This window comes from Paracoccus denitrificans (assembly GCF_900100045.1).
Lineage (GTDB): Bacteria > Pseudomonadota > Alphaproteobacteria > Rhodobacterales > Rhodobacteraceae > Paracoccus > Paracoccus denitrificans.
Genome location: NZ_FNEA01000022.1, coordinates 50,701 through 77,027, shown reverse-complemented (window position 1 = coordinate 77,027; position 26,327 = coordinate 50,701). Strand labels below are relative to the sequence as shown.

Genomic DNA, 26,327 nt, shown 5'->3' with positions numbered 1-26,327 from the left:
CCATGAACGCGCCGACGAAACCGACGCTGGCCTTCTGGACCGACGCCGAAGAGCTGGAATGCGTATCGTTCCTGCGCGAGGCGCCGGATGTGATGACCTTCTGCTTTCGCAGCCCATCCGGCGCGCTGTTCAGCTTCGAGCCGGGGCAGTTCCTGACCCTGGAACTGCCGCTGCCCGGCGGGGCGCTGCACCGCACCTATACGATCTCGTCCTCGCCCTCGCGGCCGACCTCGCTGACGGTGACGGTCAAGGCGCAGAAGGCATCCATCGGCACGCGCTGGATGTTCGACCACCTGCGGCCCGGGATGCGGATCCGCGCCCGCGGCCCCGCCGGCAAGTTCTCGATGATGCAGGATCCGGCCGAGAAATACCTGTTCATCTCGGCCGGCTCGGGCATCACGCCGATGGTGTCGATGACCACCTTCCTTTACGATTCCGGGCGCGATCCCGACATTGTCTTCGTCAACTGCGCCCGCCGCCCCTCCGAGATCATCTTCCGCGAGCGGCTGGAGCATATGGCGACGCGCGTCGCCGGAATCGACCTGAAATGGATCGTCGAGGAACCCGACCCCTATCGGCCCTGGACCGGCTATCGCGGCATGTTCAACCAGTTGATGCTGGGCCTGATCGCGCCAGACTACCTGGAACGCGACGTCTATTGCTGCGGCCCCGAGCCCTTCATGCAGGCGGTGCGCGACATCCTGCACGGGCTGGGCTACGACATGGCCCGCTATCACCAGGAAAGCTTCGGCGGCCCGCCGGCCGAGGCCGAAACGGTGCCCGAGGACGTGGTGCCGCAAGAGGACGCGCTGGCCGAGGTCAGCTTCGCCGCCTCGGGCAAGACCGCCCGCTGCGCCGAGACCGAGACCATCCTGGCCACGGCGCGGGCGGCGGGCATCCCGATCCCCTCGGGCTGCGGCATGGGCATCTGCGGCACCTGCCAGGTGCTCAAGCTCTCGGGCCAGGTCCACATGGTCCACAATGGCGGCATCACCGACGAGGATGTCGAGGCGGGCTATATCCTGGCCTGCTGCTCGCGGCCCATCGGCGACGTCACCATCGACCTGTGACGATCCCAGGGGGCCATCGGTCCCCTGAAACGCATCGCTCAAGCAATATGACAGGGACAGGCCATGAAGATTGCCGAAATACACGTCTATGCCCATGACCTGCCGGTCAAGGACGGGCCCTATACCATCGCCAGCTCGACGGTCTGGTCCTTGCAGACCACGCTGGTCAAGATCGTCGCCGACAGCGGCTTGGCGGGCTGGGGCGAGACCTGCCCGGTCGGCCCGACCTATGCGCCCAGCCATGCGCTTGGCGCCCGCGCCGCCCTGGCCGAGATGGCGCCGGGCCTGATCGGCGCGAACCCGTTGCAGCCGCTGGTCCTGCGCCGCCGGATGGACGGGCTGCTTTGCGGGCACAATTACGCCAAGGCGGCCATCGACATCGCCGCCTATGACCTGATGGGCAAGCATTACGGGGTGCGGGTGGCGGACCTTTTGGGCGGCGTCGCGGCCGAGCGCGTGCCCTCCTATTACGCGACCGGCATCGGCCAGCCGGACGAGATCGCCCGCATCGCCGCCGAAAAGGTCGCCGAGGGTTTCCCGCGCCTGCAGATCAAGATCGGCGGCCGGCCGGTGGAGATCGACATCGAGACCGTCCGCAAGGTCTGGGAACGCATCCGCGGCACCGGCACCCGGCTGGCGGTGGACGGCAACCGCAGCCTGCCATCCCGCGACGCGCTGCGGCTCAGCCGCGAATGCCCCGAGATCCCCTTCGTGCTGGAACAGCCCTGCAACACGCTGGAGGAGATCGCGGCCATTCGCGGCCGCGTCCAGCACGGCATCTATCTGGACGAAAGCGGCGAGGATCTGTCCACGGTGATCCGCGCCGCCGGCCAAGGGCTTTGCGACGGGTTCGGCATGAAGCTGACGCGGATCGGCGGGCTGCAGCAGATGGCGGCGTTCCGCGACATCTGCGAGGCCCGCGCCCTGCCCCATAGCTGCGACGACGCCTGGGGCGGCGACATCATCGCCGCCGCCTGCACCCATATCGGCGCCACCGTCCAGCCCCGGCTGAACGAGGGAGTCTGGGTCGCCCAGCCCTATATCGCGCAACCCTACGACGAGGAGAACGGCATCCGTATCGCGGGCGGCCATATCGACCTGCCCAAGGGCCCGGGCCTCGGCATCACCCCCGACGAAAGCCTGTTCGGTCCGCCGGTTGCGTCGTTTTCCTGAAGCGGTTTCACTTGAAGGAGGAGCAAGTCAAATGAGCAGCAACAGAGGCGTGGTCTATATCGGCCCCGGCAAGGTCGAGGTGCAGGACATCGCCGACCCGAAGCTCGAGGCGCCGGACAGGCGCAAGATCGCGCATGGCGTGATCCTGAAGGTCGTCTCGACCAATATCTGCGGCTCGGACCAGCACATGGTCCGCGGCCGCACCACCGCCGAGCCCGGCCTGATTCTGGGCCATGAGATCACCGGCGAGGTGATCGAGAAGGGTGCCGATGTCGAGATGCTGGAGATCGGCGACATCGTTTCCGTGCCCTTCAACGTCGCCTGCGGCCGCTGCCGCTGCTGCCGCGAGGGCGATACCGGGGTCTGCCTGACGGTGAACCCGTCCCGCGCCGGCGGTGCCTATGGCTATGTCGACATGGGCGGCTGGATCGGCGGGCAGGCGCGCTATGTCATGGTGCCCTATGCCGATTTCAACCTGCTGAAATTCCCCGACCGCGACCGGGCCATGGCGAAGATCCGCGACCTGACCATGCTGTCCGACATCCTGCCCACCGGCTTTCACGGCGCCTGGAAGGCGGGCGTGGGCGTCGGCTCGGTGGTCTATGTCGCGGGCGCCGGTCCGGTGGGCCTCGCGGCGGCCGCCTCGGCCCGTATCCTCGGCGCGGCGGTGGTCATGGTCGGCGATTTCAACAAGGAGCGGCTGGAACACGCCCGCAAGGTCGGCTTCGAGCCGGTGGACTTGTCGAAAGGCGACGACCTGCCCGAGATGATCGCCCAGATCACCGGCACGCCCGAGGTCGATGCCGCCATCGACGCGGTGGGTTTCGAGGCACGCGGCCATTCCGGCGGCGAGCAGCCGGCCATCGTGCTGAACCAGATGATGCAGATCACCCGCGCCGCCGGCCAGATCGGCATTCCCGGGCTTTACGTGACCGAGGATCCGGGCGCGGTCGACGACGCAGCCAGGCATGGCAGCCTGTCGATGCGCTTCGGCCTGGGCTGGGCCAAGGCGCAGAGCTTCCACACCGGCCAGACCCCGGTGCTGAAATACAACCGCCAGCTGATGCAGGCGATCCTGCACGACCGCCTGCCGATCGCCGATATCGTGAACGCCACGGTCATCCCGCTGGATCAGGCGGTGCAGGGCTATGAAAGCTTCGACCGGGGCGTGGCGAAGAAATTCGTCCTCGACCCACATGGCATGCTGGCGGCCTGAGCCGACAGGTCCGCAACGCGGGAAGGCCGGCCATAATCCTTGGCCGGCCTTTCGTTTCGATAAGCCGAAATCTCATGGCCCGGCGGCTGATGGGAAGCGGATGGACCGCTCACCAGCGACGAATGGCTGCTTCCCGGCCCCGCTCCTACCCCGCCATCACGCGCGCAATGTAGGACGCGATCATCAGGTCCAGATGCGCGCCGCCGCCGTTCTTGAACACGGTAATCTCGTCCTCCGATTGCCGCCGGCGGGCACCGGGACGCACGAGATCATAGAGATCGCCCAGCACGCTTTCGGCGGTGATCGCGCCCGAGGCGATGGGCAGCATCAGCTCGCCGATATGGCCCAGCGTGGTCTCGCGGCTGTCCACGAACAGCGCGGCCCTTGCCATCAGCGCATCGTCGGCCTCGCGCATGTCGGCCTTGAAGGCGCCGATCAGGTCGACATGGGTGCCGGGCCGCACCCAGGCGCCCAGGATCACCGGCTGCCGCGCCATGGTGGCCGAAGAGACGATGTCGGCCTGCCCCACCGCGGCCGGCAGATCGCTGACCGCGGCCAGATCCGCCTCGATGCCGTCCAGCCCTTCGATCAGATCCTGCGCCTGCTGCGGGCGGCGGGCCCAGACCGAGACGCGCTCGATCCCCGGCAGCACCGCCGTATAGGCCCGCACAAGGCTGGCCGCGACCGTCCCCGCACCGACGATCAGCAGATGCCGGCTGTCCGGTCGCGCAAGCAGGCTTGCGCCCAGGACGGAATCGGCGGCGGTCTTGAATTCGGTGACCAGCGGGCTGTCCACGATGGCTTGCAGCCGGCCGTCATCCTTGTCGAAGACCAGCATGGCGCCCTGCACTGTCGGAAGGCCGCGTGCCGCATTGCCGTCGAAGACGGTGAAGGTCTTGGCGCCGTAGCCCAGCCCCTCGATCCAGGCCGAGCGGCTCATCATCGTGCCGGTGGGCGGGCCAAGGAACACGTCCCTGATCTGGGCCTGCGGCAGGGTGTGGCCCTGGCGCAGCGCCTCGACGGCATCGCGCCAGCTTAGCCGGCCTGTCGCGTCCCCGTAGGACAGGAATTGCGGAGCGGAGCTTTTGCGCGCCATGGAATTGCGATCCCCCTTACAGATCCATCGGCCAGGTATCCGACAGACGGTAACCATTCTGGAACGGATCATCGGGATCCACCATCAGCTGTTTGGTGCCGATGACCCAGGCCCGCCCGGAAATGATCGGGCGGATGGCCCGCTTGCCGTTCAGCTCGACCTCATCGGCAATCGAGCAATGGAACTCGGTGTCGATGATCGAACGGCCGACGAAGCGGTCCCCGGGTTTCATCCGTCCGCGCGCATGCAGCACCGCCATCCGCGCCGAGCAGCCCGTCCCGGTCGGAGAGCGGTCGATCTTGCCCGGCCGGATCGCCACGGCATTCCTGCCGTAAAGCACCCCGTCCCTTTCGCTCAGGGGGTCGGTGAACTGGCAAAACGAGATATGGCTCCAGTCGTTCGCCGGATGCCGAAAGCCCAGCTGTTCGTTGGCGGCGCGGGTGATCCGCACCCCCATTTCTGCCAGGTCGCGCGCCTGGTCGGGGGCGATGCGCATCCCGACCGATGCCGCATCGACCAGCACGAAACTGTCGCCGCCATAGGCGGTGTCGACGGTGATCGTGCCCAGCCCCTCGACCTCGATCCGCGCGTCCAGCCTGTCGGCGAAAGAGGGCACGTTGCGGACCCGGATGCGCTCGGCCTTGCCGCCCCGGCATTCGGCCTCGACCTCGATCAGCCCGCCCGGCGGCTCCAGCACCATGCGGGTGATCGGCTCCTGCATGGGAATGATGCCGGTATCCAGCAGCACCGTCGCCACGCAGATCGCGTTCGAGCCGGACATGGGCGGCGTGTCGGCCGGCTCCATGATGATCCAGCCCATCTGGGCGCGCGGGTCCTTGGGCGGCACCAGCAGGTTGACATGGCGGAACACGCCGCCGCGCGGCTCGTTCAACACGAAATTGCGCAGCGTCTCGTCGCGCGCGATCCAGCGCGACTGGTCCCAGACCGTCTCGCCCGGCGGCGGGGCGACGCCGCCGACGATGACATCGCCGACTTCGCCTTCGGCATGGCAGGACACGACATGCACGACCCTGGATGTGCGCATTTTTCCTCGCTCGGGGATGGAAGCCCAACAATCATATTTCGTATACTATATTAGCGCTCAACTTGCCCGGTCCGCCCGACCCTGTCAAGCGGCCTCGGCGCGGCCCGCCCGCATCGCCCTCGCCAACCTGCAATCTGCTGTCCCTTGCGGCAATATATCAGCTACCATATCTTGCCGATTGCAACGGCACTGACGCCGGCCTGGGGAGAACGGGATGCCATTCAAGGAAGCAGAGGTTCCGAACCTTGGGCTGGCCCCGACCGCCTCGGACATCATCCTGAAATTCATCCGCGATTCCATCGCCGACGGGTCGCTGGACGAGGGCGAGCCGATCCGCCAGGACGATGTCGCAAGGATGTTCAACGTCAGCAAGATCCCGGTCCGCGAGGCACTGAAGCGGCTGGAGGCCGAGGGGCTGGTCGAGTTCCAGCGCAACAAGGGCGCCATCGTCACCTCGGTATCCGAGCCCGAGATCGCCCAGATCTTCGAGACCCGCGCCATCCTGGAATCGAACGCGATCAGGCTGTCGGTGCCGCATATGACGCCCGAGACCTTCACCGATGCCGAGGAGTTCTGCGACGCCTTCGCCAGGGAAACGGACGTGGCGCAATGGTCGGCGCTGAACTGGCAGTTCCACAGCCGGTTGTATCTGGATGCGCAAAGGCCGTTCCTGGTCCGCACGATCCGCTCGGTCAACGACCGGCTGGAGCGCTACCTGCGCATCCAGCTTGCCCTCTCGCACGGCCAGGGCACCGCGGATCGCGAACATCGCGAGATCCTCGCCGCCTGCCGCGCGGGCGATGCGGAAAAGGCGGGCAAGCTCGTCTACGACCATATCATGGGGGCCTGCTCGTCCCTGCTGCACCACCTGCCGGCAAGCAAGAGCGGCCGCTGACGCCTCAACTGTTTCGGGGCAAAGCGCCACCCCGCCAAGTGGCGCAGGCTCGGAACCCTGTCGCCGCCCCTCAGGCGCAAGGAGGCGCAGCGGTCAGGAAATCCCTCAGAACGGTATTGAACAGCGACGCCGATTCCAGGTTCACGATATGCCGCCCCGGCAGGCATGCATGACGTCCGTCTTGCACGCCCTCCGCGATGGCTTTCAGATGGGCGGGCCGGCAAACCGGATCGTCATTGCCGGAAACCGCCAGCAACGGGTTCGCGACCTGACCAAGCCGATCCCGCAGATCCGCTTCTGCAAGCGCCGCGCAGCATCCGACATAGCCATCGACCGAGGTTGCGGCAAAGCTGGCCAGGATCGCGTCCACGGCATCGGGCCGGGCGGCGCGAAAGGCCGGCGTGAACCAGCGCTCCGCGGTTCCGGGCACCAGACTGCCCAGGCCGTTCGCCTTGACCTCGTCGATGCGGGCGCTCCAGCTTTCCGCGCTCCCGATCCGGGCGGCAGTGGCGCAAAGGGCGATGCGGTCGAACCGCGCCCCGGCATGGATGGCAAGCCATTGCCCGGTCAGCCCGCCGATGGACAGGCCGCAGAAATGCGTGCGCTCGATGGACAGCGCATCCAGCAGCGCGATCACGTCGCCGCCCAGATCGGCCAGGCGGTAAGGCGGCGTCGGGGCCTCGGACCTGCCATGGCCGCGGCGATCATAGCGCAGAATTTGGAAGCTGTCCGAAAGAGCCGCAACCTGGGTATCCCACATGGACAGGTCGGTGCCCAGGGAATTGCAGAAGGTCAGCCACGGCTTTTCCCCTGTCCCGCCGTCGATGCGGTAGTAAAGCCGGTGGGTGGGCAGGTCCAGATAGGGCATGGTCGGCCTTTCACAAGATGCGGCGCGCGGCCGGAACCGCGCGCCTTGTCGCTGTCGTTCTCAGGCGGCGGCAAGCTGCGTCGCGTCGCGGGTGCGCGCGTTGCTGAGCGCAAAGACCAGCATCGCCAGGGCCGAGACCGCCGCCGGGATCGCGAAGATCAGGAAGTTCTGCCCCAGCGGCAGTTCCCGCGCCAGCAGCACCCCGCCAAGCGTCGGCCCGACGATCGCACCGATCCGGCCGACGCCCGAGGCCCAGCCCAGTCCGGTCGAGCGGACCGACAGGTTGTAAAGCTGCGCCACGCTTGCATACAGCAGGATCTGCGTGCCGATGGTCGTGGCCCCGGCGACAAAGACCAGCAGGAACAGCACGCCCGACGCCGGGTTGAGGCCGATCAGCGCAATGGATGCCGCCGCCGCCGCAAAGAAGGCGACCACGACCTTCGGCAGGCCGAAGCGGTCGCCCATCCATCCTCCGGCGATGGCGCCCGCCATGCCGCCGAAGTTCAGCGAAAAGAGGCTGAGAAGGCTGGCCCGTTCGGCATATCCGGCCTCTTGCAGCACCTTGGGCAGCCAGGAGGACAGCAGATAGACCAGCAGCAGGCAGCAGAAGAACGACACCCACAGCATCAGCGTGCGCAGGGTGCGATTGTGGCGGAACAGTTCGGCGACCGAGGCCGAGGCACCCTTGGTTTCGCTGAACACCAGCCTGTCATCGGCCGCCAGCACCGTCGAGGGGCTGATCCTGGCAAAGATGCGCCTCGCTTCGTCCTGCCGGCCCTGCCGGATCAGAAAGCCCAGCGATTCCGGCAGCTTCCACAGCACCAACGGCAAAAGCAGCAGCGGCACGGCAGCGATGAAGAACATCGGCTTCCAGCCGAAGCCGGGGATGAGCCCGATCCCCAGCCCCGCCGCGATCATGCCGCCGACCGAATAGCCCGAGAACATCAGCGCGACCATCGTGCCACGCAGGCGCCTGGGCGCGTATTCGTTCATCAGCGCGACGGCATTGGGCATCAGCCCGCCGCAACCCAGACCTGCGACGAAGCGGAAGACCTTGAACTGCTCGGGCGAATTGGCAAAGCCCGTCAGCAGGGTCGCCGTGGTGAACAGCACGAAGCTGATGGCGACGCCCTTCTTGCGGCCGATCCTGTCGGCCAGCGGGCCCAGGATCAGCGCCCCGAACATCATCCCGAACAGCGCCCAGGCCTGAAGCGCGCCGGCCTGCGGCTTGGTAAGGCCCCATTCCGCGATCAGCGTGGGCAGCACAGTGCCGGCCACGAACACGTCGTATCCGTCGACGATCAGCAGCGTGCCGCAAAGCGCGACGACCATCCATTGGAAGCCGCCGAAGCGGCCCTGGTCTATCGCCTCGTTCACATCAATGCTTCGCATTGTCTTCTCCTCCCTGTTGTCCTGTCCGCTTGAAGATCGGATCAGCCGATGTCGCCTCCCGCGACGGGCAGAATGCTGCCGGTGATGTAGGATGCCTCGTCGGACGCCAGGAACAGGATCGGCGCGGCCTGTTCCTCGATGCTGCCGTAGCGCTTCATGAAGGCGGACTGCTTCACCTGGTCCACGACCTCGGCCATCCATTGCCGTTCGGCGGGGCTGTCGCCCTCGGCATTGCGCGGAATGCGACGGGGCGGTGCCTCGGTGCCGCCGGGGGCGGTTGCGACCACGCGGATGTTGCGGGGGGCCAGCTCCATCGCCAGCGACTGGGTGACGGCATTGATGCCACCCTTGGCCGCCGAATAGGGAACCCGGTGGATGCCGCGCGTGGCGTTCGAGGAAACGTTGACGATGGTGCCGCCGCCGCGCGCCGTCAGATGCGGCAGGACGGCGCGGCAGCAATACAGCGTCGGCATCAGCGATCGCCGGATCTCGGCGTCGATCTGGGCGGGCTCGAATTCGGCAAAGGGCCGCATGCGGATTGCGCCGCCGACATTGTTGACCAGGATGTCGATACCGCCGAAGGTCCGGGCGGCATGGTGCATCGCAGCCTCGGCGCCCTCCCAGGTTTCCAGATCGGCATGGAAGGCCGCAGCCTCGCCCCCGGCCTCGGCCGCCACATCGGCCACGAAATCGGCCCGGTCCACGAACAGAACCCTGCCGCCCTCGGCGGCCGCGCGCAGGGCGACGGCGCGGCCGATGCCCTGTGCCGCCCCCGTCACCACCAGCACCTTGCCGGAGAAACGCCCGGCGAAAACGGCCCCGGTCATGCGGTGGCCTTCAACGGCGCGTTCGGCGTGAACTTCTCGTAATGAAAGCCGGCCGGTTCGATGCCCTGTTCGTCCAGATGGCGACGCACGGCATCGACCATCGGCGGAGGACCGCACAGATAGATCTCGACCCCGCCCGCCGCCAGCATCTGCTGGGGCATGTGCTGCGTGACCCAGCCCTTGCGCGGATGCTCCGAAGACTGATCGGCCACGACGGTCGCAAAGGTGAAATTCGGCAGGCGGCCGGCATAGGCCGCGACCTGATCGACCAGCACCAGATCCAGATCGCGCGTCACGCCATAGATCAGGTGGATCTGGCGCCGCGAGCCGGCGCGGGCCAGAACCTCGAGCATGGACAGGAACGGCGCAAGGCCGGTGCCGCCGGCCAGGAACAGCAGCGGGCCGTCGCCGTCGCGCAGATAGAAGCTGCCCATCGGCCCGGTCAGGGTCAGCCGGTCGCCGGGCCTGGCGCGGGCCAGCCAGCCGCCCATCAGCCCGTCGGGGATCTTCTTGATCAGAAAGCCCAGCCGATGCTCGCCCGGAGCGGAGCTGAAGGAATAGGATCGATGGTCGCCGCTGCCCGGCACGTCGATGTTGACATATTGTCCCGGCAGGAAGGCCGGTGCGGCGTCCTGGTCGTCCACCGCCAGTTCCAGCACCACGGCCGCGTCGTGATGCGGCTCGATCCGGGTCACGGTGGCCGCGAATTGCTGCTGGCCCGTCTTGCAGGCCAGCGACGTCGTCGGCACCGACAGCACGCAGTCCGAGGACGGCACCATCTGGCAGGTCAGGACAAGGCCCTCGGCGGCCTCGTCCTCGGTCAGGGCGTCCTCGATATAGTCCTCGCCCATGTCGTAGGCACCGCTTTCGGCACGGCACTTGCAGGTGCCGCAGACGCCGTCCGAACAGTCCATCGGCAGGTTGATCCTGTTGCGGAACGCGGCATCAAGAACCTTTTCGCCCGCCTTGCAATCGACGAAGCGGGTCACCCCGTCCTCGAAGTTCAGTGCGATCCTGTAGCACATGGTCGCCTCCTCCTTGCGGTTGTGCTTGGGTCCGGCGGCCGTCAGACGTGATAGACGTCGATGACCTGGCGGATGTAGTCGTTCTTCAGGACGATCTTCTTGTTCGCGATCAGCAGGCCGTCGGCCGTCCTGCGCAGGGTCGCGAAGGTGGTTCCGAAGAACTGGTCGGTGACCTTGTAGCGGTGGTTCAGCGTGTGGAAGTTGTAGCGGACATCCACCTCGGCGCCCCGGTCGGCCACCACCTCGACATTCGCCACGGTGTGGCTGGTCCGCGGCTCGGGCGTGGATGCGCCCGAGCGCTCGGTCTTGATGCGGAACACCCGGTCCTCCAGCCCGTCCCGGCTGGGATAGTAGATCAGCGAGATCTGCGACTGCGGATCCTCGGTGATCTGGTCGTTGTCGTCCCAGGCGGGCATCCAGTAGGTGACATCCGGCGCATAGCAGGTCAGCCATTCGTCCCATTGCCGGTCGTCGAGCAGGCGCGCCTCGCGATAGAGAAAGGCGCAGATGGCATCGTAGTCCCGGGTCATGCGACGGCTCCGATCTTTTCGGCCGACAGCGCCTCGCGCATCACCTTGGCCCAGTATTCGTGCTGGCAGACGAACAGCCCCTCGTCCTCGCTACGCTCGCCGGACAGAAGCGGCTTCAGCCCCATGCGCCGGGCATTTTCGTCCGGCCCGTCGATCCAGAGGGGCGCACCTCGCGACATGTCGTTCCACAGGGTCACGGTGCCCGCATAGCCGGTCTGGCAGGCACGGAATTCCTCCAGGTCGTCCGAGGTGCCCATGCCCGAGACGTTGAAGAAATCCTCGTATTGGCGGATGCGATGGGCGCGATCCTCGGCGCTTTCCCCCTTGGGAGCGAAGCAGAAGATGGTGACTTCGGTCTTGTCCACGGAAAGCGGGCGCACGACGCGGATCTGGGTGCTGAACTGGTCCATCAGGAACACGTTCGGATAGATGCACAGGTTGCGCGTCTGGTTGACGATGAAGCCCGCCTTCTCTTCGCCCAGCCGGGCGGCGATTTCCTCGCGGCGGTTATAGACCGGGCGGACCTCGGGGTTCTTCGTGTTGGTCCACAGCAGGATATGGCCGTTCTCGAAACCATAGACGCCGGCGACGGACTTGCTCCAGCTGTTGGCATCGACCGCCTTGGTGCCGGTTTCGCTGCGGCGCTCCATGGTGGTGGCATAGTTCCAGTGGACCGAGCTGACGTGATAGCCGTCGCAGCCGTTTTCCATCTGCAGCTTCCAGTTGCCGTCATAGATGTAGGAGGAATTGCCGCGCAGAACCTCCAGCCCCTCGGGGGCCTGGTCGACGATCTGGTCGATGATGATCTTCGTTTCCCCCAGGAATTCGTCCAGGGAGGCCACATCGGGATCAAGGCTGCCGAACAGGAAGCCGCGATAGCTTTCAAAGCGGGCCACGCGGGTCAGGTCGTGCGACCCGTCCTTGCCGAACTGGTCGGGATATTGCGTGGTCCTGGCATCCTTGACCTTCAGCAGCTTGCCGGTGTTGGAAAAGGTCCAGCCGTGGAACGGACAGGTGAAGCTGCCCTTGTTGCCCTGCTTGCGGCGGCACAGCATGGCGCCCTTGTGGGCGCAGGCATTGATGACCGCATTCAGCGCGCCGGTCTTGTCGCGGGTGATGACCACCGGCTGGCGGCCGATCCAGGTGGTATAATAGTCGTTGGTTTCGGGGATCTGGCTTTCATGCGCCAGATAGACCCAGTTGCCTTCGAAGATGTGCTTCATCTCCAGCGCGAACAGATCCTCGTTGGTGAAGATGTCGCGGCGGCAGCGGTAGAGGCCGGCCTCCTTGTCGTCCTGCACGGCCGTTGCCAGCAGATGATCCAGGTCGCGTGCCTTTTCGATGATCGCGGACATGAGTTTCCCTCCCAGGGGAGGCGCCTTTCGCGGGCCGGCCCCTGCCAGATGTCGGTGATGAAAGGTTTGGTTCGGACCGGGCAGCCGCCCCTGCCGGGGGCCGCCCGAGATTGCCGGTCAGGCTGCGGCGCGGCGGCGCTGTTCGTTGACCTGGTTGTCGACGCCGTCGACCAGGGCGGTCAGGTGGATGTCGAAGGCGATCTCGGCAAAGGGGCCGTTGAGGTTGTTGGCGTGGATGCTTTCCTCGTCCGTGCGTTCGACGACCGAGGGCACCAGCCCTTCGCGGGTGGCATAGGCGAAGTCGTCGTTGATCAGCGGATCGCCTTCGATGTTGATCTGCGTGGTCAGCTTGCGGTGACCGTCGGCGCTGACGAAGAAATGGATATGCGCCGGACGCTGGCCGTGGCGGCCAAGCGCCGTCAACAGCTTTTCGGTCGGGCTGCCGGGGGGCACGCCATAGCCGCTGGGCAGGATGCTCTGGAACCTGTAGCGCCCGTCCTCGTCGGCGATGATCGTGCGGCGCATGTTGAAGGGCGCCTGCTTGCCGGTCGGATCGAAATGCGAATAGAAGCCGCGGGTGTCGCAGTGCCACACCTCGACCTTGGCGCCGGGCAGCGGCTTGCCGTCCGATCCGTAAACCGTGCCGTGCATGACCAGCGTATGGCCGTCGGTGTCGGTGCCGTCATCCAGCCGCGCGAAGCCGACGGATTCCGGGGCGCCGGCCACATAGAGCGGCCCCTCGATGGTGCGCGGCGTGGGGTTCTCGATCCCCAGCGAGGCGTCGATGGCATCCAGCCGTTCGTCGATGAAGTGATCGACCCCCAGGCCCGGCGAGATCAGCCCGGCCTGCCCGGCCGCGCCCAGATCGTTCAGCCAGGCCACGCCCATCCAGTATTCGTCGGGGGTGATGTCCAGATCGTCGATGGCCTTGAACAGGTCGGACATCAGCCGATGCACGATCTGCTTCATGCGCGGATTGCCGCTGTCGTTGTTCAGCCCGCTGAGTTCCTTCAGAAACGCCTGGGTGTCGGGTCGGTCGAAAATCTTGACGGTCATTGTCTCTCCTCCTGGATTCGCTTGGAAACTGGGGTGGGCCGGCCCCTCCACCGGCCCGTGGGCATGGTCAGCTGTCATCCTCTCTGATCGCCGACGGGTGGCGCAAAAGCGGCGTGACCTCGATGTCCATGAACGGAAAGAGGGGCAGGCCCGAGAGGATCTCGTGCAGCTCGGCATTGTCGCGAACGTCGAAGATGCTGACATTCGCGTATTGCCCGGCGACCCGCCAGATATGGCGCCACTTGCCGCTGCGCTGCAGGGCCTGCGAATAGGCCCTTTCGCGCGCGATGATCTCTGCCGCCTCTTCGGCCGGCAGGTCGCGCGGGATCTTCACGTCCATGAACACATGATAAAGCATCGTCACACCTTTCCGCCTGGCAGGCTGATCGTCTTGCGGATGCCGTCGCGGGCGAAGAAGGCGACGCGATCCTCATCCAGCGTCACGCCAAGGCCCGGACCTCGGGGGACGGTCAGTTCGAAATCGCCGTAGTCCAGCGGCTCGGCCAGGATCTCTTCGGTCAGCAGCAGGGGGCCGAACAGTTCGGTTCCCCATTGCAGGTTGGCAAAGGTCGAAAAGGCGTGGGCCGAGATTGCGGTGCCCACCGCGCCCTCCAGCATGGTGCCGCCGTAAAGCCCGATCCCGGCCGCCTCGGCGATGGCCGCGACGCGCAGCGCGTTGAAGGCGCCGCCGCTTTGCTCCAGCTTGACGGCAAAGACATCCGCGCCCTGCACGCGGGCGATCTCGAAGGCGCTTTCCGGCCCGGTCAGGGATTCGTCGGCCATCAGCGCCACGGGAAAGCGGCGCACCAGCCGCGTCAGGGCCGCGGTCGAGGCCACGGGCTGCTCGACCAGTTCGCAGCCCGCATCTGCAAGGGCGGCCATGCCGAAGGCGGCCTCGCCTTCGGACCAGGCCATGTTCACGTCCACGCGCACCGCGGCGCGGTCGCCAAGCGCGGCCTTGATCGCGGCCACATGGGCGATGTCGTCACGGACCCCGCGGGCGCCGATCTTCAGCTTGAAGACGCGGTGGCGGCGCAGATCCAGCATCCGCTCCGCCTCGGCGATGTCGCGCGCCGTGTCGCCCGAGGCCAGCGTCCAAGCCACCGGCAGCCGGTCGCGCCGCCGCCCGCCCAGAAGCTCGCTGACCGGCAGGCCGACCCGCTTGCCCTGCGCATCCAGCAGCGCCGTTTCCACGGCCGATTTGGCAAAGCGGTTCTCGCGCACCATCCCGCCGATCCGCGCCATGAGCGCCTGCACCTGCGTCGCATCCTGGCCGACCATCACCGGCGCGAACCAGGTGTCGATGTTGGTCTTCATGCTTTCGGGGCTTTCGCCGCCATAGGCCAGGCCGCCGATCGTGGTTCCCTCGCCGATGCCGACGATCCCGTCGCTGCAATGCACGCGGACAAGCATCAGCACCTGCCCGTTCATTGTCGCGACCGAAAGCTTGTGCGGCCGGATCGTCGGCAGATCGACGATCACCGTTTCCACACGCGAAACGACCGGGCGGATATCCGAGGTTGGGGCGAGGGGGGCGAATGACTTGTTCATGGCGCCAAACTGCGTCGGGCGCCATCATGTGTCCAACACCATTTGGGTTTACCGTGATACCTGAAAGGTATTATAGGAAAGAAAATACGGTTGATCAGCCGCTTGCTGCGGCACAGAATACCAAAAACAATCGTTCTTCTTGCTCTTGAACCCCCGGGGATGGCGATGGACCTGCGACAGTTGCGCTATTTCACCGCCGTCGCGCGGGAACGGAACTTCACCCGCGCGGCGCAGAGCCTGAACATCGCCCAGCCGCCCCTCAGCCGCCAGATACAGCTTCTCGAAGAGGAACTGGGCGTCGTCCTGATCCTGCGCAAGAGCCGGCCCATCAAGCTGACGGATGCGGGACGGCTGTTCTATGAACAGGCGCTTCAGGTGCTGGGGCGCGTCGATCAGATGAAGGATGCGACGCGCCGGGTCGGACTGAACCGGAACCGGGTGCTGTCCATCGGCTTCGTGGCATCGACGCTTTACGGCGGGCTGCCGTCGCTGGTCAGGAAGCTGCGCCAAAATGTGCCCGAACTGGACATCCAGCTGCTTGAGATGCTGTCGATCCAGCAGATCCCCGCGCTGAAGGAAGGGCGGATCGACATCGGCTTCGGCCGCCTCAGGCACAGCGACCCGAATGTCGTCGGCACCGTCCTGCGCGAGGAACGGCTTGTGGCCGCCCTGCCCCAGGACACGTCCCTGGCGCGGGATCCCGCACCGCTGCCCCTGGCTGCGCTGGCCGGGCAGAAGCTGATCGTCTATCCCAAGGAACCGCGGCCCAGCTATGCCGACCAGATCATCAACCTGCTGCAAGAAGAGGGCATACGCACCGCCGACGTGCTGGAGGTGCGCGAAATCCAGACGGCGCTGGGGCTGGTCGCGGCGGATTCGGGCATCTGCATCATCCCCTCGTCGGCCCGGCAGATGCGGTCGGACGTGAGGTATCGGATAATCGACAGCCCGCGGGCGACCTCTCCGGTCATCCTCAATCACCGCGCGGGCGACACGTCGCGCTATCTCGATCTGGTCAAGCAACTGATCCGGGACATGTATGCCGAAAACCCGGTCTGGCTGGAGGCCAACAACCTTCGCGCCCCGATTGCCGGGGAGGAAGGCCCGGGACCATCAGGAAGATAGGCACCCTGCCCGCGCTACGCCCAGGGGCCTTGATCCGCCGGTGGACCACCGCTGCGCGTCGAAAACGCCAGCACCGGCACGGCCCCTTCATGCAGCCGCGGGAAACGGCACAAGGATCAATCGTCAACGCCGACCATGACATCCGACGCCTTGACCACGGCCGAGGCGCGACCGCCGACCGCCAGGCCAAGCTCCTTCACTGCGTCATTGGTGATCGAGGCGGTCACCACGCTGCCGCCCAGGTCGATGCGGACATGGCTGGTCACCGCTCCGGTCACGATCTCGGTCACGGTGCCGGGCAGGACGTTTCTTGCGCTGAGTCTCATCTGTAAGCTCCTCTTTTCAATCAACTGTGGATCGGGCGGCTTCGCCAAGGCAGGCCGCCTGCAGCCATGCCGGAACCTGGTCCCGGTCGGCAGGCAGCGGTCGCGCCTTGCCCTTTCCGCGGCCCACAGCCTCCTGCTTGCCGAACCTGTTCACGATCAGCCGTTTGGACACTGGAACGCATCGATGGCCGCTGGCAAGACCTGTAGCGGCCCCGGCCGGCCCGATCTGCAACACCATGGAAAGAAAGTCTTTCAACGCCACTGGCCTATGTTCATCCGTCCCGATTTCATTATGTTTATTCAAACATAACGATTCTCTCCGATGGCGGAGGGTCATTTCAGGAGGGACATGGATGCGGGTCACGACAAAGGCGGGATTGCTCTGCGCCACCATTCTTGGCTGGGTGGCAACGCCGGTCGCGGCGCAGGTGGCCGAGCCATCCCAGATCTTCGTGCTGGGCACGATCACCCTGACGGCGGACAGCGACGAAAGCCGGGGCGGCACGACGACCAGCGTGACCTCCGACGAGGTCCTGCGCAGCAACCGCACCTCGCTGGACGACGCGCTGCGGGTCGCGCCCGGAGTGCAGGTCGGCAATACCGGCGGCAGCCGGAACGAGCGGCTGATCCATGTCCGGGGCTTCGACCGCTTTCAGGTTCCGCTGTCGGTCGACGGCATCCGCGTCTATCTGCCCGCCGACAACCGACTGGATTACGGCCGCTTCCTGACGCCGGACCTGGCCGAAATCCAGCTGCAAAAGGGCTATGTCTCGGTCCTGAACGGGCCGGGCGGCATGGGCGGCGCGATCAATCTGGTCACGCGCCAGCCGACCCAGCCTTTCGAGGGCGAGGCGCGCCTGGGCATCGAGGCCGGGAACCGCGGCGACGTGACGGCACGCAGCGGCTTTCTGTCGCTGGGCACGCGGCAACAGGATTACTGGCTGCAGGGCAGCCATATGCGGCGGGACAGCGACGGATTCTACCTGTCCCGCGACTATGAGCCGCGACCGCAACAGGGCGCGGGCCTGCGCGACAACAGCGACACCGACGACAGCCGCCTGAACCTGAAGGCGGGCTGGACGCCGAACGCAAGCGACGAATATGTGCTCAGCTATACGCGCCAGACCGGCTCGAAAAAGGCCCCCTACAACATCGACCAGCCCATTCGCGGCATCACCGACGCGCCCGGACCGGGCCAGGGCTGGCAGCGCGACTGGACATGGCCGGAATGGGACCTGGACAGCCTTGCCTTCTATTCCTATACCGAACTGGGCGGCGGCTATCTGAAGACGCGGGCCTATTACAATCGCTTCGACAACCTGCTGTCGGCCTGGGACGATGCCAGCCATTCCGCCCAGACCGAGCGGCGCGCCTTCGACAGCCGCTACAAGGACCGGGCCTGGGGGCTGAGCCTGGAGGCGGGGGCCGATCTGGGCGCGGCCAACACCTTGCGCGGTGCGCTGCACTATCGCCGCGACAAGCATCGGTCGATCCAGTTTTCGCAGCCCGGCCTGGGCGGCGGTGCCGACCCGACCGAGGTGAGCGAAGAGAAAACCTGGTCGCTGGCGCTGGAGAACACCTGGCAGGCGCGCGACGACCTGAGCGTCATCGCCGGGATCAGCTACGACCGCGCCGAGGTTCTGAAGGCCGACCGCACCGCCGATGATGCGGGCCTGCCGACAGGCTCTTCGGATGCGGTGAACTGGCAGCTGGCCGCGATCTGGCAGCCCGATTCCCGCGGAGAGTTCCATGCCAGCCTGTCCTCGCGCACCCGTTTCCCGACGCTCTTCGACCGCTACAGCACGCGGTTCGGCTCGGCCGTGCCCAATCCCGACCTGAAATCCGAACGCGCGCTGAATGTCGAGCTTGGCTATGGCGGCGATCTGGGCCCTGCGCGGATCGAGACGGCGCTGTTCTACAGCAAGGTCAGGGACATGATCCAGTCGGTGCCGACCGGCGAGTTGAACGACGAGGGCGAGGCCCTGTCGCAAAGCCGCAATGTCGGCGACGGCACCTACAAGGGCTTCGAGGTCGCGGCCAGTTGGGAACTCGACGACCGCTTCGGGCTGGTGGCGAACTATACCTATCTGCACCGGGACATCTCCGATCCGATCCGCGCCGATTACCGCCCCACCGACACGCCGCGCCACAGCGCCTATCTGCGGCTCGACTGGCGGGCGATGGACAACCTGACCATCTCGCCCTCGGTCGAGTTTTCCAGCTCTCGCCTGTCGGAAAGCGCGATCCAGCCCGACGATCCGGCGCAGATCGCCTATACCCGCATGGGCGGCTTCGGACTGGCCAATCTGGATGCCGAATGGCAGGCGACCGAGCAGGCCAGCGTCGTGTTCGGCATCCGCAACCTGTTCGACCGGAACTATCAGCTGGTCGAAGGCTATCCCGAGCCGGGCCGCTCGTTCTTCCTGACGACCCGCGTAACCTTCTGAAACCCCGGGGGCGCCGCGGCTTTCCCGAAGCCTTCGCCGCAGCGCCCCGGTTCCAGCATCCTATCCGCGATAGAGCGGCACCACGGAGCGGAACCCGCGGTCGGCCGCCTTTACGTCGAGGATCCTCACCGGCAAACCGTAAAGCATCTCGATCCGGGTCTCGGTCAAAGCCTCGTGGCAGGGCCCAAAGACCGCCCCCTCCGGCAACATCAGCAGCGCCGTGTCGGCGACGGCCAGCGCGTGGTTGGGCTGATGCGTGGTCATGACGACGGCCAGCCCGCGATCGGCCAGAACGCGCACGAGCCGCAGCACCCGGTCCTGATTGCCAAGGTCCAGCGCCGAGGCGGGCTCGTCCAGAAACAGCGCCGCGGGTTCGGCCGCGATGGCGCGCGCGATCAGCACCATCTGGCGCTGCCCGCCCGACAAGGCGTCGAAACGCTCGGCCGCCTTGCCGGCAAGGCCGATCACCGCCAGCGCCTCCATCGCCGCCTCGCGGTCGCGGCGCCCCGGCATGCGCAGCAATCCGATGTGGCGCGCGCGACCCATCAGCACCATGTCGATCACGCGATAGGGAAAGGCGCGGGCAAAGTCCTGCGGCACCAGCGCCGCGGTGCCGGCCACCGTGATCCGCCCCCGGGTCGGTGCGCGCAGCCCGGTGGCGACCCGCAGCAGCGTGGACTTGCCGCAGCCGTTGGCGCCAAGCACGGCCGTGACCTGGCCCGCCGCGACCGCGAAATCCAGGTCGCGGAACTGCCAGCGGGTTCCATCCCAGGAATGCGCGGCCCCTTCGGCGCGGATCAGCGGCTCAGCCATCCATCCACCTTTCCCGCGTCCGCCACAGCAGGGCCGCGAACATCGGCGTGCCGATCAGTGCGGTCAGGATGCCCAGTGGAATTTCCGAGGCGCTCATGCTGCGCGCGGCATTGTCCACCAGCAGCAGGAACGATCCGCCGAGCAGCGCCGAGGCCGGCAGCAGCACCCGATGATCGGCTCCGACCAGCATCCGCGCCAGGTGCGGGACCACCAGCCCGACCCAACCGATCATGCCGGAAACCGCCACCTGCGCCGAGACGATCATCGCCGTCAGCACCAGTAGCAGCCAGCGAAGCCCCGCGACCGGCACACCCAGCGCGCGGGCATCCTCGTCGCCCATCGACAGGATGTTGATCCGCCAGCGTAGCGCCAGCAGCGCAGCCGCGCAGGGCAGCACCGGCCCCGCTAGAAGAGCCGCCCTGCCCGCGTCGGCGGTGGCAAAGCTGCCCAGCAGCCAGAACACGATCACCGGCAGCTTGTCCTGGCTGTCGGCGGTGAACTGCACCAGGCTGACCAGCGCCCCGAAAAAGCCCGAGACCACGACCCCCGCCAGCACCAGCACCAGGATATTGCTGCGCGACACGACCGAGGCGAAAAGCCAGACCAGCACCAGCGCCGACAGCCCGAAGGCAAAGGCCGCGCCCACCAGCCCCAGATGCTGCCAGCCGAACAGGATCGCGAGCGTCCCGCCAAAGGCCGCCCCCGACGAGACGCCCACCACCTGCGGACCGACCAGCGGATTGCGGAACAGTCCCTGAAGCGAGGCCCCCGCCAGCGCCAGCCCCGCCCCGGCCAGCACGGCCATGGCGACGCGCGGCAGGCGGACCACGACGACCACGCTCCATTCTATCGGGCTGACCGGCTCGGCCGGCGCAAGCCAGGGCGAAAGCAGGACCCGCACCACGCGCCCCGGCGGGATGTCGAAGCGCCCGACACCAAGCGAAGCGACGGTGGTAAGGACCAGCACCGCCGCCAGCGCCCACAGGATGCGGGTCTCGCGTCGCGCTGCGGCAACGGACAGCGCGGCGGTCACGGCCGATAGGGCACGCGATAGAAGCGGCGGTAATAGTCGTCGGCGCGGGCATCCATGTCGATATCCTCGAAACGCTCGGGATAAAGCGTCTTGGCCATCCACAACTCGCCCAGGGCCATCGCCTCGGGCATCGGATAGCCCCATGCCTTGGCATATTCCGGCATCAGCCAGACCCGGCCTTCCTTGACCGCGTCGATGGGCTGCCAGGAGGGGCCGGCCTTGATCTCGTCCACCACCTGCGGATAGCGGTCCTGCACGAAGATGACCTGCGGGTTCCAGCCCAGGATCTCTTCCATCGTGACCTGCTTGTAGCCCTGGATCTGCTCTGCCGCGACGTTCTTCGCACCCGCGTAAGCCATCATCAGCCCGGTATATTTGCCGGTGCCATAGGTCGTCAGGTCCGGGTTCGCCATATAGGCGCGGACGCGATCGCCCTCGACCACGTCGGCCAGCCGTTCGGCCACCAGCGCCCGCGACTCCGTCGCCGCCGCGATCAGCTCCTCGCCGGCCTCGACCTTGCCGAAGACCTCGGCGATCAGCCGCACGCCCTGGCGGAATCCGGCGTCATAGGCCGCGGCCTCATCGCCGCCGACCACGGGGCTTTGCTTGACCGCCTCTTCCGGCGGGACTTCCAGCAACGAGATCGCCACCACCGGCAGGCCGACGGATTCGATCTGCTCGCGCATCTCTGCCGGCGCGTAATTGGTCACGAAGACGACGTCGGGATCCAGCGCCAGCAATTCCTCGATGTTCACGCTGGTCAGGCCGCCGGGCGTGCCGAGATCCTCGATCCCCGGCGCCAGCCGCGCGAAACCGGGGCCAAGCTGCTTTGTCCACTCGTCCAGCACGCCGACGACCTGGCCTTGCGCATCAAGCTGCACGGCGATGTTCAGCGTCTGGTGCTGCAAGACGACGGCACGCTCGACCGTGTCGGGAACGATCACCTCGCGCCCGATCTGGTCGGTGACGATCCGGTCGGCAAGCGCGGGCGAGACAGGCCCCAGCGCAAGCGACAGGCCCAGTGCAAGGCGCGCCGTCGGGCGATCATGTCTTGTCATCAATATCTCTCCGGTCTGTCGCGCGCAGGCGATTCGATATATCTATCTAAGCATATCGAGAGATGCAGGACAGGATGGGAATGTCGCAAATCACTTTCGCCGTGGCGGGCAGCCTGGCTCCTGCCCTTTCGGCATTCGCCCACGCGTTCACCGCAAGGACGGGGCATGAGGTGCAGGTCCATCGCGGCCCGGCCGGACTGCTGGCCGAGGCGATCCGGAACGGCATGCCCGTCGATGTCTTCGTGTCGGCCAGCCCGGACGGTCCGGCCTTGCTGCATCGCGAGGGCCTGTTCGGCCCGGCGCGCACCATCGCCAGAAACCGCATGGTGCTGGTGGTCCGCCCCGGCCTGGACACCTCCATCGGCGATCCGCTGGCGTTTCTTGAAGATCCTCGCTGGCGCATCGGCATGTCCACCCCCGGCGCGGACCCCGGCGGGGATTATGCGGCAACTTTTCTCGACCGGCTTGCGGCAACGGATCCGGGGCGCTGGCGCGGGCTTCGCGACCGCTGCACCAGCCTTTACGGCGCCTCGCTACCCAACCGGGACGCGGCACCCCGCAGCCCGGCGCTGGACGCATTGCACGGGAACCGGGCGGATTTGCTGATCGCCTATGGAACGACGGCAGCGCAGATCGCGGGGGCCTTGCCCGGAACGCGCATCCTGCCGCTGCCGCTGGAACTGGCGCCCCTGACCCGGATCTGCGCCTGCGCGCGGCAGGGTTCCTCTGCGCCCGCACGCCGGTTCCTTGACGACTTGCAGGGCGCCGAGGCAGGCGGCCTGCTGCGCAGTCACGGTTTCCTTCCTCCCTGACCTCGTTGCCTGCCCTATCCCCTGCCGTCGTCGATCCTGGGCAGGAACCAGGCCAGCAATCCGGCCAGCGGCAGGAACGAACACAACCGATAGACCGTCTCGACCCCGTAGCTCTCGGCCAGCCCGCCAAGGATCGCCGCGGCGATGCCGCCAAGGCCGAAGTTCAGCCCATAGAACAGCCCGCCGATCAACCCGATGCGGCCGGGCAGCAGTTCCATCGCATAGATCAGGATCGAGGCGAAGGCGCTGGCCATGATCAGGTTGATCGCCACCGTCAGCACGCCGGTCCAGAACAGGTCCGCATAGGGCAGCACCAGCGTCAGCGGCAGCGGCCCCAGGACCGAGATCCAGATGATGCGATAGCGTCCGATGCGGTCGCCGACGATACCGCCGATCAGCGCCCCCGCCGCCGAAGCCAGAAGAAAGACGAACAGCATCATCTGCGCCGAGGGGATCGACAGCCCGAAACGGTCCATCAGGTAGAAGGTGTAGAACGAGCGGAAGCTTTCGCCATAGGCGTTCTTGGAGAACATCAGCAGCGTCAGCACCACCAGCCCGACGCCGATGGTGAAGGGCGCATGCGCGACGTGACCGCCGCCACCCTTCCTGCCGGCCGAGCGCATCGCCACGAATTCGGCGCTGATCTGCCGCTGCCGGCTGCCGATCCAGACCAGAAGCATCATGGCCATCAGGGCGGCGACGGCGAACCAGGCGAGGCTCGGCTGGCCCCAGGGCACGATGACCAGCGCCGCAAAGACGGGCCCCAGCGCGCCGCCCGCCTGTCCGCCGACTTGGAAGATGCCCTGGGCCAGCCCCTGCCGGCCGCCCGCCGCATAGCGCGCCATCCGCGTCGCCTCGGGGTGGAAGATCGACGAGCCGATGCCGATCAGCGCCACCGAGACCAGGACGACCGCATAGCTGTGGGCAAAGGCCAGGCTGACCAGTCCCGACAGGGTGAACATCATGCCCACCACCGGCGAATAGGGCGCCGGATGGCGATCCGTCACCATGCCGATCACCGGCTGCAACAGCGACCCGGCGATCTGGAAGGTCAGGGTGATCATGCCGATCTGCACGAAATCCAGCCCATAGGCATCCTTGAGGATCGGATAGGCGGCAGGGATCAGCGACTGCATCATGTCGTTGAGCAGATGCGTCAGGCCCAGCAGCAGAAGCACGGTCACATGGGTTCTGGCGCGGGCGACGGGCATGGTGGTGGTGGTCATGTCGGCAAGCTTTCCGGGAGATGGGCGGGCGGGATGTCCGGTTCCTCGGGCCATATCTGTGACCCGAAAGCGCGGCATGGGCAAGGGCGGCTGGCCGCTCCGGCATTCCCGGCCGGCCGCGCGGCGCGACGGCCTGGACCATGCCCTTGCATGTTCCGCCGCTTTCGCCTTTCGTGCGGGGCAATTCCGCAGCTTGCCGATATGCCAGCTTCGCTATAACGATGACAGCGATAGCACCGGACCGCGGCCATGCTGATACGCCACCTCAAGTTCTTCGTGATGCTCGCCGAAGAGCAGCATTTCGGCCGCGCGGCCGAGCGCTGCAACGTGACGCAGCCCACGCTGTCCCATGCGATCCGCAAGCTCGAGGACGAGCTGAATCTGGGCCTGATCGTCCGGGGCCATCGTTTCCTGGCGCTGACGCCCGAGGGCGAAAAGGTGCTGCATTGGGGCCGGCAGATCCTGGCGGATTACGACAGCCTGCATGACGACCTGACCGGCAGGGACAGCGGCGGCCTGACAGGGCGGCTGCGGCTGGGCATCATCCTGGCGGCCATGCCTGCGGCGTCGATCCTGACCGAAGCCTTCGTCGCGCGCGATCCGCGCGCCGAGATCGAGCTGCGGTCGATGTCCTCGCGCTCGATCCAGAAGGGGCTGGACAATTTCGAGATCGACGGCGGCATGACCTATCTCGACAACGAGCCTTTGCAGCATGTGCGCTGCTTTCCGCCGTATCCGAGCATTACGTCTTTGCCTGCCGCAGCGGCGACGAGCTTGCCGGACGGGCCGGCGTGACCTGGGCCGAGGCGGCAGCACGGCCGCTTTGCCTGCTGTCGGGCGACATGCAGAACCGCCGGATACTGGATGCCATCGCCGGCCGGGCCGGGGTTCGCCTGGCGCCGAAGATCGCCACGAACTCCTTCCTGGGCGTGCTTGCGCATCTGCGGCGCGGTCCCTGGTGCGCGATCCTGCCGCATACCTTCGGCATGGTCTTTGCCGGGGTGACCGATCTGCGGCTGATGCCCCTGACCGAACCCGGGCACGCGCAAGAGATCGGGCTGGTGCTGGCGGATCGCATGCCGCAATCCCCCATGGTACGCGCCTTGCAGGACTGCGCCCTGCGCGCCGCAACCGAGCGGGTTTTCAGCGCCATGCGGGCGGGTTAGTCCCGCCCCAGCGGATCACGAAAGGAGAGCCGGATGGACATCATGATCGCAGCGGGACTGGTCATGCGCCCGGACGGCCGGACGCTGCTGGTGCGCAAGGCCGGAACGCATGCCTTCCAGCAGCCCGGCGGCAAGATCGACGCCGGGGAAACCGCCGCAGCCGCCCTGTGCCGCGAGCTTTCCGAGGAAACCGGCTTGCGGGTGGATGCGGGACAGATGCGCGCCCTGGGCCGGTTTCGTGCCCGCGCCGCGAACGAGCCCGGCCGGCAGGTGGTCGCCGACCTGTTCCTGCTGCATCTGCCGGAGGGTGCGGAGATCGTCCCCGGCGCCGAGATCGCCGAGGCGCGCTGGATCGATCCGGCATGCGACGACATCCCCCTCGCGCCGTTGAGTGCAGAGGAGATCCTGCCGCGCTGGGTCTCGGGCGCCTTCGCGCCGCAGCAGGCCGGTTAGCCCCGGCTCATCGCCCGGGTGGACGCAGCGGGCCGACGATGTCCAGAATGGTCGCGATGGCCCCCTGCGCCGCTTGCGCCGTCCCCGGCATTTCGAATTCGGCGAGCTCGACCCCGGCGATTTGCTGCGGCGGGATGGCGGCCAGAAAGGCGCGCAGCCTGCCCGGCGTAAGCCCGCCGGGAACGGAATAGGCGGCGGGGACCGTGCCGGGCTCCATCGCGTCCCAGTCGACATGCAGCCAGATCGGCCCCTCGCCCAGGGCGGCCAGCACCGTTTCCGGCTCGGCCCCCGCCACGAACCGATGCACGCCGGCCTGTGCCAGCAAGGCCTCTTCGGGCGGATCAATATCGCGGGCGGCCAACAGGGCGACGCGCGCGGGCGACACCTCGCCGCCATGTCCGGTCCGCCACAGGCCGCAGGCCCCGGCCAGCGCCATGCCGCCAAGATAGCCGGTCCCGGTCGTTTCCGGCGTGTTGAAGTCGCCATGCGCATCGACCCACAGCACGCGCAACCCGTCGATCATCCGCGCCGCCGCCGGCAGGGTAGCGACGCTGGCCGAGCAGGTATTGGCGACGACCAGCGGGCACTGGCCGGCGACCGATGCGAAACCCGCACCCAACTCGCCGGAACCGCAGGAAAATCGCATGTCGCCGCGCGGCATCATCGAAGCCGTCCATGGATCGTTGAAAAACTCCGATTTGCGATTGCATGCGACGGGATGCAGGCTCGGCCCTGTCCACAAGACACCTCGTGCAACCCCCGAGGCATC

Annotated in this window: 28 protein-coding genes; 10 read left to right on the top strand and 18 right to left on the bottom strand. The window is 66.9% G+C overall.

Annotated features, from left to right (window positions below):
* The first annotated feature begins 2 nt into the window (after positions 1-2).
* The 3 genes from BLT64_RS18510 (at position 3) to fdhA (ending at position 3,459) form a co-directional block, all read left to right on the top strand.
* Positions 3-1,070, top strand: coding sequence for an FAD-binding oxidoreductase (locus BLT64_RS18510; protein ID WP_011747513.1), 1,068 nt, complete (start codon positions 3-5; stop codon positions 1,068-1,070).
* Between the two features lie 63 nt (positions 1,071-1,133).
* Entirely contained in the window at positions 1,134-2,243 is a 1,110-nt protein-coding gene (hpbD, locus tag BLT64_RS18505) for a 4-hydroxyproline betaine 2-epimerase (protein WP_011747512.1), read from the top strand.
* Positions 2,244-2,274: 31 nt separating this feature from the next.
* Positions 2,275-3,459, top strand: coding sequence for a formaldehyde dehydrogenase, glutathione-independent (fdhA, locus tag BLT64_RS18500; protein WP_011747511.1), 1,185 nt, complete (start codon positions 2,275-2,277; stop codon positions 3,457-3,459).
* Between the two features lie 145 nt (positions 3,460-3,604).
* Here fdhA and BLT64_RS18495 read toward each other — a convergent pair whose 3' ends face one another.
* Together BLT64_RS18495 and BLT64_RS18490 are read right to left on the bottom strand one after the other, a co-directional pair.
* The gene (locus tag BLT64_RS18495; protein ID WP_011747510.1) at positions 3,605-4,555 is read right to left on the bottom strand and encodes a delta(1)-pyrroline-2-carboxylate reductase; all 951 of its coding nucleotides are present in this window, start codon (positions 4,553-4,555) and stop codon (positions 3,605-3,607) included.
* A 16-nt stretch (positions 4,556-4,571) separates the two neighbouring features.
* Positions 4,572-5,600: a trans-3-hydroxy-L-proline dehydratase gene (locus tag BLT64_RS18490; RefSeq protein ID WP_011747509.1), complete on the bottom strand. Its 1,029-nt coding sequence runs from the start codon at positions 5,598-5,600 to the stop codon at positions 4,572-4,574.
* Between the two features lie 214 nt (positions 5,601-5,814).
* Between BLT64_RS18490 and BLT64_RS18485 the strand changes: the two genes are divergently transcribed.
* Positions 5,815-6,495 carry a GntR family transcriptional regulator gene (locus tag BLT64_RS18485; RefSeq protein ID WP_011747508.1) on the top strand — a complete coding sequence of 227 codons (681 nt, stop codon included), beginning with the start codon at positions 5,815-5,817 and terminating at the stop codon, positions 6,493-6,495.
* Between the two features lie 70 nt (positions 6,496-6,565).
* On the opposite strand, the gene pcaD is transcribed toward BLT64_RS18485, so the two are convergent.
* From pcaD to BLT64_RS18440, 9 genes are all read right to left on the bottom strand, one after another.
* A complete protein-coding gene (gene pcaD / locus BLT64_RS18480) occupies positions 6,566-7,363 on the bottom strand; it encodes a 3-oxoadipate enol-lactonase (RefSeq protein WP_011747507.1) in 798 nt (265 codons plus the stop codon).
* Positions 7,364-7,423: 60 nt separating this feature from the next.
* The gene (locus BLT64_RS18475) at positions 7,424-8,755 is read right to left on the bottom strand and encodes an MFS transporter (RefSeq protein ID WP_011747506.1); all 1,332 of its coding nucleotides are present in this window, start codon (positions 8,753-8,755) and stop codon (positions 7,424-7,426) included.
* Positions 8,756-8,796: 41 nt separating this feature from the next.
* Positions 8,797-9,582 carry a benzoate diol dehydrogenase BenD gene (gene benD / locus BLT64_RS18470; RefSeq protein WP_011747505.1) on the bottom strand — a complete coding sequence of 262 codons (786 nt, stop codon included), beginning with the start codon at positions 9,580-9,582 and terminating at the stop codon, positions 8,797-8,799.
* The gene (gene benC / locus BLT64_RS18465) at positions 9,579-10,607 is read right to left on the bottom strand and encodes a benzoate 1,2-dioxygenase electron transfer component BenC (protein WP_011747504.1); all 1,029 of its coding nucleotides are present in this window, start codon (positions 10,605-10,607) and stop codon (positions 9,579-9,581) included. The genes benD and benC overlap by 4 nt, the downstream gene beginning before the upstream one ends.
* Positions 10,608-10,648: 41 nt before the next feature.
* Positions 10,649-11,137 carry a benzoate 1,2-dioxygenase small subunit gene (benB, locus tag BLT64_RS18460; protein ID WP_011747503.1) on the bottom strand — a complete coding sequence of 163 codons (489 nt, stop codon included), beginning with the start codon at positions 11,135-11,137 and terminating at the stop codon, positions 10,649-10,651.
* Positions 11,134-12,492, bottom strand: coding sequence for an SRPBCC family protein (locus BLT64_RS18455; RefSeq protein ID WP_011747502.1), 1,359 nt, complete (start codon positions 12,490-12,492; stop codon positions 11,134-11,136). Before BLT64_RS18455 ends, benB begins: the two co-directional genes overlap by 4 nt.
* 117 nt (positions 12,493-12,609) lie before the next feature.
* Positions 12,610-13,548 carry a catechol 1,2-dioxygenase gene (gene catA / locus BLT64_RS18450; protein WP_011747501.1) on the bottom strand — a complete coding sequence of 313 codons (939 nt, stop codon included), beginning with the start codon at positions 13,546-13,548 and terminating at the stop codon, positions 12,610-12,612.
* Positions 13,549-13,615: 67 nt separating this feature from the next.
* On the bottom strand, positions 13,616-13,906 hold the full coding sequence (catC, locus tag BLT64_RS18445) for a muconolactone Delta-isomerase (protein ID WP_011747500.1): 291 nt from the start codon (positions 13,904-13,906) through the stop codon (positions 13,616-13,618).
* 2 nt (positions 13,907-13,908) lie between these two features.
* Entirely contained in the window at positions 13,909-15,099 is a 1,191-nt protein-coding gene (locus BLT64_RS18440) for a muconate/chloromuconate family cycloisomerase (RefSeq protein WP_011747499.1), read from the bottom strand.
* Between the two features lie 165 nt (positions 15,100-15,264).
* On the opposite strand from BLT64_RS18440, the gene BLT64_RS18435 reads away from it, so the two are divergent.
* On the top strand, positions 15,265-16,224 hold the full coding sequence (locus tag BLT64_RS18435) for a LysR family transcriptional regulator (protein WP_011747498.1): 960 nt from the start codon (positions 15,265-15,267) through the stop codon (positions 16,222-16,224).
* Between the two features lie 116 nt (positions 16,225-16,340).
* Here BLT64_RS18435 and BLT64_RS18430 read toward each other — a convergent pair whose 3' ends face one another.
* Positions 16,341-16,550, bottom strand: coding sequence for a TOBE domain-containing protein (locus BLT64_RS18430; protein ID WP_011747497.1), 210 nt, complete (start codon positions 16,548-16,550; stop codon positions 16,341-16,343).
* A gap of 16 nt (positions 16,551-16,566) precedes the next feature.
* Positions 16,567-16,788: a hypothetical protein gene (locus tag BLT64_RS26490; RefSeq protein ID WP_139171644.1), complete on the bottom strand. Its 222-nt coding sequence runs from the start codon at positions 16,786-16,788 to the stop codon at positions 16,567-16,569.
* A 115-nt stretch (positions 16,789-16,903) separates the two neighbouring features.
* Here BLT64_RS26490 and BLT64_RS18425 point away from each other — a divergent pair, with 115 nt between their 5' ends.
* Complete coding sequence (locus BLT64_RS18425; RefSeq protein WP_011747496.1) at positions 16,904-18,997, top strand: TonB-dependent receptor plug domain-containing protein; 2,094 nt, start codon at positions 16,904-16,906, stop codon at positions 18,995-18,997.
* Between the two features lie 60 nt (positions 18,998-19,057).
* On the opposite strand, the gene BLT64_RS18420 is transcribed toward BLT64_RS18425, so the two are convergent.
* Genes BLT64_RS18420 through BLT64_RS18410 form a run of 3 tightly spaced genes read right to left on the bottom strand, consistent with a single transcriptional unit; the run spans position 19,058 to position 21,901 of the window.
* Complete coding sequence (locus tag BLT64_RS18420) at positions 19,058-19,810, bottom strand: ABC transporter ATP-binding protein (RefSeq protein ID WP_011747495.1); 753 nt, start codon at positions 19,808-19,810, stop codon at positions 19,058-19,060.
* A complete protein-coding gene (locus BLT64_RS18415; protein WP_232290504.1) occupies positions 19,803-20,843 on the bottom strand; it encodes a FecCD family ABC transporter permease in 1,041 nt (346 codons plus the stop codon). Before BLT64_RS18415 ends, BLT64_RS18420 begins: the two co-directional genes overlap by 8 nt.
* Positions 20,840-21,901 carry an ABC transporter substrate-binding protein gene (locus BLT64_RS18410; RefSeq protein ID WP_011747493.1) on the bottom strand — a complete coding sequence of 354 codons (1,062 nt, stop codon included), beginning with the start codon at positions 21,899-21,901 and terminating at the stop codon, positions 20,840-20,842. Before BLT64_RS18410 ends, BLT64_RS18415 begins: the two co-directional genes overlap by 4 nt.
* An 80-nt stretch (positions 21,902-21,981) precedes the next feature.
* Here BLT64_RS18410 and BLT64_RS18405 point away from each other — a divergent pair, with 80 nt between their 5' ends.
* Entirely contained in the window at positions 21,982-22,713 is a 732-nt protein-coding gene (locus BLT64_RS18405) for a substrate-binding domain-containing protein (protein ID WP_074810578.1), read from the top strand.
* A 14-nt stretch (positions 22,714-22,727) separates the two neighbouring features.
* Here BLT64_RS18405 and BLT64_RS18400 read toward each other — a convergent pair whose 3' ends face one another.
* Positions 22,728-23,939 carry an MFS transporter gene (locus tag BLT64_RS18400; protein WP_041529823.1) on the bottom strand — a complete coding sequence of 404 codons (1,212 nt, stop codon included), beginning with the start codon at positions 23,937-23,939 and terminating at the stop codon, positions 22,728-22,730.
* Positions 23,940-24,188: 249 nt separating this feature from the next.
* On the opposite strand from BLT64_RS18400, the gene BLT64_RS27160 reads away from it, so the two are divergent.
* The 3 genes from BLT64_RS27160 to BLT64_RS18390 are packed head-to-tail and all read left to right on the top strand — an operon-like array spanning position 24,189 to position 25,558.
* On the top strand, positions 24,189-24,734 hold the full coding sequence (locus tag BLT64_RS27160; RefSeq protein WP_198140510.1) for a LysR family transcriptional regulator: 546 nt from the start codon (positions 24,189-24,191) through the stop codon (positions 24,732-24,734).
* Positions 24,731-25,105, top strand: coding sequence for a LysR family transcriptional regulator substrate-binding protein (locus BLT64_RS27155; RefSeq protein ID WP_232290503.1), 375 nt, complete (start codon positions 24,731-24,733; stop codon positions 25,103-25,105). Before BLT64_RS27160 ends, BLT64_RS27155 begins: the two co-directional genes overlap by 4 nt.
* 33 nt (positions 25,106-25,138) lie before the next feature.
* The gene (locus BLT64_RS18390; RefSeq protein ID WP_011747490.1) at positions 25,139-25,558 is read left to right on the top strand and encodes an NUDIX hydrolase; all 420 of its coding nucleotides are present in this window, start codon (positions 25,139-25,141) and stop codon (positions 25,556-25,558) included.
* Positions 25,559-25,565: 7 nt separating this feature from the next.
* On the opposite strand, the gene BLT64_RS18385 is transcribed toward BLT64_RS18390, so the two are convergent.
* On the bottom strand, positions 25,566-26,222 hold the full coding sequence (locus BLT64_RS18385) for an arginase family protein (RefSeq protein WP_198140509.1): 657 nt from the start codon (positions 26,220-26,222) through the stop codon (positions 25,566-25,568).
* Between the last annotated feature and the right edge of the window lie 105 nt (positions 26,223-26,327).

What these genes read in the sequence shown, in the direction of transcription:
- BLT64_RS27160 (WP_198140510.1), top strand. Translation starts at nt 24,189, where the DNA reads ATGCTGATACGCCACCTCAAGTTCTTCGTGATGCTCGCCGAAGAGCAG.
- fdhA (WP_011747511.1), top strand. Translation starts at nt 2,275, where the DNA reads ATGAGCAGCAACAGAGGCGTGGTCTATATCGGCCCCGGCAAGGTCGAG.
- BLT64_RS18405 (WP_074810578.1), top strand. Translation starts at nt 21,982, where the DNA reads ATGTCGCAAATCACTTTCGCCGTGGCGGGCAGCCTGGCTCCTGCCCTT.
- BLT64_RS18400 (WP_041529823.1), bottom strand. Translation starts at nt 23,939, where the DNA reads ATGACCACCACCACCATGCCCGTCGCCCGCGCCAGAACCCATGTGACC.
- BLT64_RS18435 (WP_011747498.1), top strand. Translation starts at nt 15,265, where the DNA reads ATGGACCTGCGACAGTTGCGCTATTTCACCGCCGTCGCGCGGGAACGG.
- BLT64_RS18410 (WP_011747493.1), bottom strand. Translation starts at nt 21,901, where the DNA reads ATGACAAGACATGATCGCCCGACGGCGCGCCTTGCACTGGGCCTGTCG.
- BLT64_RS18475 (WP_011747506.1), bottom strand. Translation starts at nt 8,755, where the DNA reads ATGCGAAGCATTGATGTGAACGAGGCGATAGACCAGGGCCGCTTCGGC.
- BLT64_RS18425 (WP_011747496.1), top strand. Translation starts at nt 16,904, where the DNA reads ATGCGGGTCACGACAAAGGCGGGATTGCTCTGCGCCACCATTCTTGGC.
- BLT64_RS18490 (WP_011747509.1), bottom strand. Translation starts at nt 5,600, where the DNA reads ATGCGCACATCCAGGGTCGTGCATGTCGTGTCCTGCCATGCCGAAGGC.
- BLT64_RS18390 (WP_011747490.1), top strand. Translation starts at nt 25,139, where the DNA reads ATGGACATCATGATCGCAGCGGGACTGGTCATGCGCCCGGACGGCCGG.
- pcaD (WP_011747507.1), bottom strand. Translation starts at nt 7,363, where the DNA reads ATGCCCTATCTGGACCTGCCCACCCACCGGCTTTACTACCGCATCGAC.
- BLT64_RS18510 (WP_011747513.1), top strand. Translation starts at nt 3, where the DNA reads ATGAACGCGCCGACGAAACCGACGCTGGCCTTCTGGACCGACGCCGAA.
- BLT64_RS18420 (WP_011747495.1), bottom strand. Translation starts at nt 19,810, where the DNA reads ATGGCTGAGCCGCTGATCCGCGCCGAAGGGGCCGCGCATTCCTGGGAT.
- BLT64_RS18485 (WP_011747508.1), top strand. Translation starts at nt 5,815, where the DNA reads ATGCCATTCAAGGAAGCAGAGGTTCCGAACCTTGGGCTGGCCCCGACC.
- BLT64_RS18495 (WP_011747510.1), bottom strand. Translation starts at nt 4,555, where the DNA reads ATGGCGCGCAAAAGCTCCGCTCCGCAATTCCTGTCCTACGGGGACGCG.
- BLT64_RS18385 (WP_198140509.1), bottom strand. Translation starts at nt 26,222, where the DNA reads ATGATGCCGCGCGGCGACATGCGATTTTCCTGCGGTTCCGGCGAGTTG.
- BLT64_RS18455 (WP_011747502.1), bottom strand. Translation starts at nt 12,492, where the DNA reads ATGTCCGCGATCATCGAAAAGGCACGCGACCTGGATCATCTGCTGGCA.
- catA (WP_011747501.1), bottom strand. Translation starts at nt 13,548, where the DNA reads ATGACCGTCAAGATTTTCGACCGACCCGACACCCAGGCGTTTCTGAAG.
- hpbD (WP_011747512.1), top strand. Translation starts at nt 1,134, where the DNA reads ATGAAGATTGCCGAAATACACGTCTATGCCCATGACCTGCCGGTCAAG.
- BLT64_RS26490 (WP_139171644.1), bottom strand. Translation starts at nt 16,788, where the DNA reads ATGGTGTTGCAGATCGGGCCGGCCGGGGCCGCTACAGGTCTTGCCAGC.
- benD (WP_011747505.1), bottom strand. Translation starts at nt 9,582, where the DNA reads ATGACCGGGGCCGTTTTCGCCGGGCGTTTCTCCGGCAAGGTGCTGGTG.
- BLT64_RS18440 (WP_011747499.1), bottom strand. Translation starts at nt 15,099, where the DNA reads ATGAACAAGTCATTCGCCCCCCTCGCCCCAACCTCGGATATCCGCCCG.
- catC (WP_011747500.1), bottom strand. Translation starts at nt 13,906, where the DNA reads ATGCTTTATCATGTGTTCATGGACGTGAAGATCCCGCGCGACCTGCCG.
- BLT64_RS18430 (WP_011747497.1), bottom strand. Translation starts at nt 16,550, where the DNA reads ATGAGACTCAGCGCAAGAAACGTCCTGCCCGGCACCGTGACCGAGATC.
- benB (WP_011747503.1), bottom strand. Translation starts at nt 11,137, where the DNA reads ATGACCCGGGACTACGATGCCATCTGCGCCTTTCTCTATCGCGAGGCG.
- benC (WP_011747504.1), bottom strand. Translation starts at nt 10,607, where the DNA reads ATGTGCTACAGGATCGCACTGAACTTCGAGGACGGGGTGACCCGCTTC.